Source organism: Enterococcus sp. AZ101, from assembly GCF_050499005.1.
Classification (GTDB): domain Bacteria; phylum Bacillota; class Bacilli; order Lactobacillales; family Enterococcaceae; genus Enterococcus_L; species Enterococcus_L ureilyticus.
Genome location: NZ_JBMHEZ010000001.1, coordinates 1,943,238 through 1,950,515, shown reverse-complemented (window position 1 = coordinate 1,950,515; position 7,278 = coordinate 1,943,238). Strand labels below are relative to the sequence as shown.

Annotated in this window: 4 protein-coding genes, 13 tRNA genes and 1 pseudogene; 16 read left to right on the top strand and 2 right to left on the bottom strand. The window is 37.2% G+C overall.

Annotated features, from left to right (window positions below; all coding sequences use genetic code 11):
- Positions 1–4: 4 nt before the first annotated feature.
- From IGJ50_RS09320 to IGJ50_RS09260, 13 genes are all read left to right on the top strand, one after another.
- Positions 5–78 (top strand) — tRNA-Asn (locus tag IGJ50_RS09320).
- A gap of 47 nt (positions 79–125) precedes the next feature.
- Positions 126–214, top strand: a tRNA-Ser gene (locus IGJ50_RS09315).
- 15 nt (positions 215–229) lie between these two features.
- Positions 230–301 (top strand) — tRNA-Glu (locus IGJ50_RS09310).
- Between the two features lie 12 nt (positions 302–313).
- Positions 314–386: transfer RNA gene (locus IGJ50_RS09305), tRNA-Val, on the top strand.
- 9 nt (positions 387–395) lie between these two features.
- A tRNA-Asp gene (locus tag IGJ50_RS09300) sits at positions 396–469 on the top strand.
- Between the two features lie 13 nt (positions 470–482).
- Positions 483–555, top strand: a tRNA-Phe gene (locus tag IGJ50_RS09295).
- 3 nt (positions 556–558) lie between these two features.
- Positions 559–639 (top strand) — tRNA-Tyr (locus IGJ50_RS09290).
- A 10-nt stretch (positions 640–649) separates the two neighbouring features.
- Positions 650–720 (top strand) — tRNA-Trp (locus tag IGJ50_RS09285).
- A gap of 13 nt (positions 721–733) precedes the next feature.
- A tRNA-His gene (locus tag IGJ50_RS09280) sits at positions 734–806 on the top strand.
- Positions 807–838: 32 nt separating this feature from the next.
- Positions 839–911 (top strand) — tRNA-His (locus tag IGJ50_RS09275).
- 14 nt (positions 912–925) lie between these two features.
- Positions 926–997, top strand: a tRNA-Gln gene (locus IGJ50_RS09270).
- A gap of 35 nt (positions 998–1,032) precedes the next feature.
- Positions 1,033–1,103: transfer RNA gene (locus IGJ50_RS09265), tRNA-Cys, on the top strand.
- Between the two features lie 16 nt (positions 1,104–1,119).
- Positions 1,120–1,203, top strand: a tRNA-Leu gene (locus IGJ50_RS09260).
- A gap of 115 nt (positions 1,204–1,318) precedes the next feature.
- On the opposite strand, the pseudogene IGJ50_RS09255 reads toward IGJ50_RS09260, so the two are convergent.
- Positions 1,319–2,196, bottom strand: a pseudogene (locus IGJ50_RS09255) (transposase).
- Between the two features lie 207 nt (positions 2,197–2,403).
- Positions 2,404–5,067: a sigma 54-interacting transcriptional regulator gene (locus tag IGJ50_RS09250; RefSeq protein ID WP_429950002.1), complete on the bottom strand. Its 2,664-nt coding sequence runs from the start codon at positions 5,065–5,067 to the stop codon at positions 2,404–2,406.
- A 255-nt stretch (positions 5,068–5,322) separates the two neighbouring features.
- Here IGJ50_RS09250 and IGJ50_RS09245 point away from each other — a divergent pair, with 255 nt between their 5' ends.
- The 3 genes from IGJ50_RS09245 to IGJ50_RS09235 are packed head-to-tail and all read left to right on the top strand — an operon-like array spanning position 5,323 to position 7,270.
- Positions 5,323–5,658 carry a PTS lactose/cellobiose transporter subunit IIA gene (locus IGJ50_RS09245; protein ID WP_069640234.1) on the top strand — a complete coding sequence of 112 codons (336 nt, stop codon included), beginning with the start codon at positions 5,323–5,325 and terminating at the stop codon, positions 5,656–5,658.
- 25 nt (positions 5,659–5,683) lie between these two features.
- Positions 5,684–5,986, top strand: coding sequence for a PTS sugar transporter subunit IIB (locus tag IGJ50_RS09240; protein ID WP_429950000.1), 303 nt, complete (start codon positions 5,684–5,686; stop codon positions 5,984–5,986).
- A gap of 24 nt (positions 5,987–6,010) precedes the next feature.
- Positions 6,011–7,270, top strand: coding sequence for a PTS sugar transporter subunit IIC (locus IGJ50_RS09235; RefSeq protein WP_207121837.1), 1,260 nt, complete (start codon positions 6,011–6,013; stop codon positions 7,268–7,270).
- The last annotated feature ends 8 nt before the right edge of the window (positions 7,271–7,278 follow it).

The following is a 7,278-nucleotide window of genomic DNA, read 5'->3' as shown; positions in this document are numbered from 1 at the left end:
TTATTCCGGCATAGCTCAGTTGGTAGTAGCGCATGACTGTTAATCATGATGTCGTAGGTTCGAGTCCTACTGCCGGAGTTCCTTAATATAGGACTTGTGAGTAATACTTTGCTTCCTTTAACTCTGGAGAGTTGTCCGAGTGGCCGAAGGAGCATGATTGGAAATCATGTAGACGGTTAACGCTGTCTCAAGGGTTCGAATCCCTTACTCTCCGTATTAAGTTTTTATTGGCCCGTTGGTCAAGCGGTTAAGACACCGCCCTTTCACGGCGGTATCACGGGTTCGATTCCCGTACGGGTCATTTATATTTTTTGGAGGTTTAGCTCAGCTGGGAGAGCACCTGCCTTACAAGCAGGGGGTCGGCGGTTCGATCCCGTCAACCTCCATTAAATTACGGTTTGGTAGTTCAGCTGGTTAGAATGCCTGCCTGTCACGCAGGAGGTCGCGGGTTCGAGTCCCGTCCAGACCGTTTTATATTTTTTGGCGCAGTAGCTCAGTTGGTAGAGCAACGGATTGAAGCTCCGTGTGTCGGCAGTTCGATTCTGTCTTGCGCCATTTGGAGGAATAGCGAAGTGGCTAAACGCGACGGACTGTAAATCCGTTCCTTAGGGTTCAGTGGTTCGAATCCACTTTCCTCCATTATCTTAGTAGGGATATAGTTAAACGGTATAACTACGGTCTCCAAAACCGTCATTGTGGGTTCGATTCCTACTATCCCTGTTAATAGTTTATGGCGATTGTGGTGAAGTGGTTAACACAGCGGATTGTGGTTCCGCCATGCGTGGGTTCGATCCCCATCAGTCGCCCTTAGCTTTTAATTTTTATTATATGTTTTATGGCGATTGTGGTGAAGTGGTTAACACAGCGGATTGTGGTTCCGCCACGCGTGGGTTCGATTCCCATCAGTCGCCCTTAGTTCTAATTTTGGGGTATAGCCAAGCGGTAAGGCAACAGGTTTTGATCCTGTCATGCGTTGGTTCGAATCCAGCTACCCCAGTTTTCTCTTTTAGAGATTGTTTTATAGTTAAATATGGCGGTATAGCCAAGTGGTAAGGCAGAGGTCTGCAAAACCTTCATCACCGGTTCAAATCCGGTTACCGCCTTGCAAAATTATTTCATGCCGGCGTGGCGGAATTGGCAGACGCGCTGGACTCAAAATCCAGTGCCCGCGAGGGCGTGCCGGTTCGACCCCGGCCGCCGGTATAAAAAAACTACGATGATCATCGTAGTTTTTTTTTATGAAATTATGAAATATCGGCTCTTTGTCAACTAATGTTGGTAAAGAAAAACCAAAGAATTAAATCGATTAGTATGATCCCTAGAGGAACTTTCCTCTAGTTTTTTTATTTTCTTGAAAAAGAATCGTACCAAAACATAAAGAAATTCTCAACTTGAAATTGTAAAAGTTACGAAAGCCGTATGCATTTCTCTTCAACACTTTAATATGATTATTTAAACATTCTAATAGTCCATTAGAATAAGGCAATTCTAGCGCATTTTTAATTTCATTTTGGTACTTCTTAAAAGTACCGATAGTCTTTTGATAGTAGGAAGGAAGACGGCGGAAATCTTCGTCTAATAGTGTATGAAACCGATCAAAATCTCTTGTCTGTACGGCATAAAGAAAGTCCTGATAACAGGTGTAGCCACTTTTCAATTCGTCATCATACGCAAGTAATCGATCCACGACTTTTGTTTCAGTTAAATAAGTGCGGAAGGTGAGTCGATTGATTTTTTTAGGTTCATAAAATCGTTTCAAGACACGGTAAATAGAGGAAACTGAGACCTTCTTTTGACGCGCAATTTCACTCATAGAAGTGGTTTTTCTGAGCCGATCGGCAATGGATAACTTCACTTTAGTTGAAATCGAACAATGTTTTTCAACAAGACTCGTTTTAGCAACGAACGATCGATTGCAGGATTGACAGAAGAAACGGCGTTTCTTCAAGCGTAAATGAGTTTGATACTCCGAAACATCATTCAATAAAATTAGACAGCTTGTAAAGCCCCAACGGATAATCGCCTCCTTTTCTTCTCCTTCACAGTGAAGCCAACATGAGCAACATAATCGAGCGTACCTGAGAAGACCTGACAGATTCTACCTTTGATTCGTTCTTTTTTTAAGCCATTTTCATTAAAAGTAATGTTTAAGTCTAGAATATCTAAGGTTTCTTTGATAAGATTGGTGTAGGACATCTTGATTTCCTCCTTTTTGAATGGTTTTAGACGACTTAATTCTAAAGGATATCAGGGTGTCTTTTCTATTATTTTGCATTAAAAAGATGCCGGTGATTTCTCACCAACATCAGAAAGTATAGAGCCAAAATAGTTGATCAACTTATTCTTTTATAAACTAAAAAAAGTGGGAAATCAGAAGAAAATGATTTTTCACTTTTTTTAGTTTTAAAATAAAGATTCATTCATAAAAAATGCGGTAATATAAAAGATTTCATCTTCTGGAATTACAATGGCATAGTATGTTTCTAAAAATTGACTATTTTTTCGAACACTGGCAATTTCAGCTGAATATTTTTTTTTGAAAGCTAATGTTTTTGGAAAACTACTAACACTTTTACCCTTTTTTAGTCGATCAATCATGCAGACGACATGACAAGCTAAACCTACTTTTATTTCGTAAGAAACATTTGGATTGATTTCAGCAGCTATTGCTTCAACCCACTCTCGAACAGAGATTATTAGTTCTTTTCCGTGTTCATATTCTAGCATATTTGCGATATTATGTTGCATACCGTCAAAAGCAATCTCATAATCGATCAGTGATTGAATATTTTTAGTTTTAGTCTCATCTAAAGCATCTGTAATCGTAAAGTGTGGCGAAGTTAAGGAAAGTTGAAAAGTACCAATTGTACAAATGATTTTTCCAGAAAGAGTTAAATTTTTCAGCGTTTGTTCTAGTAATTTTTCGTCAGTAATTTGTAATGATATAAGTTCACAAGCATCTCCACGAAAGTTTAAGCGGTTACTCAGCATTTTTTTGATTAATTGAGCTGAGCCTTCACCAGTTGTACACAGTGTTAGAATATATAACTTTGATTCCTTTCGTTCATCGTCACTATTTTTTTGATAAGTAGAAAGGCCTTTAATGTTTCTGGTCGATTCAAATACCTCATTAAGTTCGTAACCTAGAGAAGCTTTTCTGCTCGCTTCCAGCACATGAAGAGTGCTGACTAGCTCAATACAGCGAATGTCAATACGCAGTTTTTGTTGCAACTCATCGCTAAAGTTGATTAACGACCCCATATCAACTAATAATAGGACGTCTTTTAGTTGATCTTTTGCTATTAGATAATTTTTAATATTGTTTAGAGTTACGATTGGTTTTTCCTCAAGAGACATATCAAAACCTACGGCAATTTGTTCCCCAAGTAATTTGTTGACAACACTTGCCATACTAGTTGCAGTTGAATCACCGTGAGCAACAACGATGACTTCGACTTTCGCTCTTTTTTTATTTTTGTTTTCATAAGAGGTAAAAAATAAGGCAAGAAAGCCAGCTTCATCTTCTGGAAGCTGAATACTAAAATCCGCTTCTATAACTGAGAGACAGTGTTGGGCTGTTTTGAAAAGGGTGGCATGTTCCTTTTTTATTTCTGTTATTCGAGGATTAATGATTCTTTGACCTCTCTTAACTCGTTGAATCGTATTATACAAATGAAGTGCCAATCCATAGCGAACATTATCAGATAAATGAAGATTTAACAATCGGGAAGCTTTTTCACATACTTTATTCGCAGTTGCAACAATCTCTGAACCGACGATTTGTTCAAGGTTCTTTAAATCAATGACTGAATCAGTATTATAGGAACGATAATAATTTGTTATCGTGGTATCAATGATTTCAGATGTTTGCGAAGTATCAAGGCCGATTCGCTCCATATCACTCATTTTTTGCTCGATGATTTGGTAGATATCATTATTTTTAGTGTCTTTTTGTAAAAATAAGGTTGTATCTTCATCATTAAACATGAAAAAACGTGCATTCATATTCGGAAGTAGTAGCCAAATTTTTGGACGATCTTCCGTGTTATAAAGGCCTTCACGGATGTAATGAGGCAGTTCATAACTACTGATTTTGATAGTTTCTTCTTGTCGAGCGATAAAGTGAGAATAGGCTTTTGCACAAAGTAGCTGTATATCGGCTTTTAGTTGACCTACATTATTAGGACAATGATAGCCCAATAATGCTCGAATCGTATTCGTAGAAACTTCTATCGGTGTTTTTAATTTCTTGGTTTCAGCTTGAAAAAAAGTTGAAATCAAGCTTAGCCGTTCGTCTAAACCACGATCTATTAAACTAGGAATTTTAATTCGCATGGGAATTCTACGGATAAACGTTTGTAGCAATGAAGAGGAAGTATCTTCAGTTGTTGCACAGACCAATAATACTTGGGCAGTTCTTTCACTATTGGTTTCACCAAGCCTTCGATAGATACCGCGATCAATAAAGGTGAACAGCATTTCCTGACCTTCAGGAGGGAGCCGATGAATTTCATCTAGAAAGAGAATACCGCCATTCGCTTTTTCCAATAGCCCGATACGATCATTATCTGCACCCGTGTAAGCACCTTTAAGAATACCAAAAATAGAACCTACTAATAATTGAGGATTGTTCGCATAATCGGCACAATTGAACGTAATAAAGTTAGAATCCGCTTTCAATTTAGCTTGGGAAACGGCATAGCTATAAATCAGTTCGGCAAACATACTTTTCCCGACACCTGTTTCTCCAGTCAATAATATATGCATGCCATTTGGCGGATATAGCACAGCTGCTTTAGCCTGTTCACCACAGTGAAATAGGCTAGGGCTTTTTTTGATGAAATCATCTAAAATAGTGCTTGTTTGTTTTTCTTTTGGACTTGTTGAACAAAAATAAATTGGTTTAGTACCACTTTTTTTAGCTTTTCTTAGCTTGACTAATTGATTCAAGTCACTGCTAACATTTGCACGTGTAAGATTCAATTGTTTAGCAATCTCACTGGCGGTTACCAGTTGATCTTCAGAATATTGTCCTAACAATTCTGCTATTTTTTCAATTCTTTTCATTTTTTTCCGACCTTTGATGAATAGTGTTTTTTTGTTCTATGCCCTTAAGTATAATGTTGAATAGTGAAATAGTCAAAGTCATCTGTTTTTGTATGCGTTAATGTGTTTTAATTTGTTGTTAAAATGTGTTTCGAAAATTATTTCTGGGAAACACATACAAGTGAAATCCTGCTTTATAGAGATTTTCTGTGTTTGGCACACTAGTTGCTTATATTAATATGAAAACGTAATTAGTGTTTGAAGGGAGACGGTCAAATGATTTCAGAGACAGATGTGATGCAAATCATCGTTTATGCAGGTAATGCAAAATCGCTGGCAATGAACGCAATTAAAGAAGCAAAAGGTGGAGAGATCACCGAGGCAAAAAGAATATTGGAGGAAAGCAAAGACAATTTAAAAATTGCCCATCAACATCATACAAACATTTTAAAAACCTTTGCAAGTAATCCAGATGAACCAGTAAATATGTTTTTGACTCATGCGCAAGATCATATGATGGCAGCAATTACAGCAACTGATTTTACAAAAGAATTTATTGAGTTACATGAAGAAATACAAGAATTGCGTACTTTAATTAAAGAGAATGCATAAAATCAAAATAGAAAAGGTGATCAGGATGAAAATTACATTAGCATGTGCAGGTGGAATGTCAACAGGAATGTTAGTTAAAAAAATGGAGGAGTATGCAAAATCCCAAGGAATCGAAGCGGATATTTCTGCATGCGGACTAAGTGAGCTAGAAGAAAAAGTATCAGGTTCAGATATCATTTTACTAGGCCCACAAGTGGGGTATCAATTAGATGATGTAAAAAATGAGTATCCAGATATTCCTGTATTGGTGATTGAAATGATGGATTACGGCATGATGAATGGGGAAAAAGTATTTAAAAATGCACAGGAAGTTATTGCATCGAGATAAGAATGAGTTAGGGGAGGATTACAAATGTCAGAAACAAAAAGAAGTTCATTTATCAACGGGTTGAATGTCTTTGTCAACAAATTTTCAAATAATACCTTTGTTAAAAGTATTGCGAATGGAATGATGATGACACTGCCGATTACTATTGTGGGAAGTCTGACAACGATTATTGGAATGATTCCAGGGTTGCCAGATATTGTTATGAAGGCTTGTTCATTAGGGACCTCAATTTCCAGTAATTTGATTACAATCTATGTAATTATTGGTATCTCTTGTGCAATGGCAAGAGAGAAAAAGGGCGATACGATTGCTTCAATCATTTTGTCTTTAGCTGCGTTCTTTGTTTTGACACCGATCACAGCTTTTGATATTGGGCAAGAGAAACCAGTCATGGCTTTTGAATTAACTTACCTAGGCTCAAAAGGTATTTTTGTTGGAATGATCGTGGCACTTATTGTGACTTGGGTCTTCGCAAAAATGGTAGAAAAGCGCATTACGTTTAGAATGCCCGAAAGTGTCCCAACGGCGATTGCTAAAACTTTTGAAGCAATTGTTCCAGCAGCTATTATTTTTATTGTGGTTATTATGATTAGTACGGCTTTTGCCGAAACTAAGTTCGGAAATATCCATGACTTTATTTATACGAATTTACAAACCCCTCTAGAAGCGTTAGGTGGATCGATTTGGTCAGCATTATTTATTATGTTTTTATCAGAATTGTTGTGGTTCTTTGGAATTCATGGAAGTATGGTAGTAAGTTCTGTCATTGCTGTTTTGTTTACAACTCAGGCTTATGCCAATATGGAAGCAGTTGCGGCAGGTGAAGTAGCTACAAATATTATTAATTCATTTTTCTTAGATGCATTTAAAGGACCAAGAGCATTGGCATTAGCTGTGATTTTAGTTTGGATGAGTAGAAGTGAAAAATTCAAATCAATTGGAAAAATTTCACTAATTCCAAGTATCTTTGGTATCACGGAACCAATGAAATTTGGTATACCAATGATCATGAACGCAATTATTTTCATCCCTTTGACACTTTCAGCTGCGATTTGTGTCGGTATTGCATATCTTGCAACGATTATTGGCTTTTTACCTGTCATTAGTGTAAATGTTCCCAAAAATCTACCGACGTTCTTATCTGGGTTTATGGCTGCTGGCTGGCAGGGATTGGTTGTACAGTTAATTCAATTTGTTGTGGTACTATTATTATATCTACCATTCATGAAAAAATTGGATAGCCAAGGAGTCACAGAAGAAGAAGCAACGCTTCAAAATCAATAGGAGAGTGA

Excerpts from the sequence above, each read along its gene's own strand:
- IGJ50_RS09235 (WP_207121837.1), top strand. The coding sequence starts at position 6,011 with ATGTCAGAAACAAAAAGAAGTTCATTTATCAACGGGTTGAATGTCTTT.
- IGJ50_RS09250 (WP_429950002.1), bottom strand. The coding sequence starts at position 5,067 with ATGAAAAGAATTGAAAAAATAGCAGAATTGTTAGGACAATATTCTGAA.
- IGJ50_RS09245 (WP_069640234.1), top strand. The coding sequence starts at position 5,323 with ATGATTTCAGAGACAGATGTGATGCAAATCATCGTTTATGCAGGTAAT.
- IGJ50_RS09240 (WP_429950000.1), top strand. The coding sequence starts at position 5,684 with ATGAAAATTACATTAGCATGTGCAGGTGGAATGTCAACAGGAATGTTA.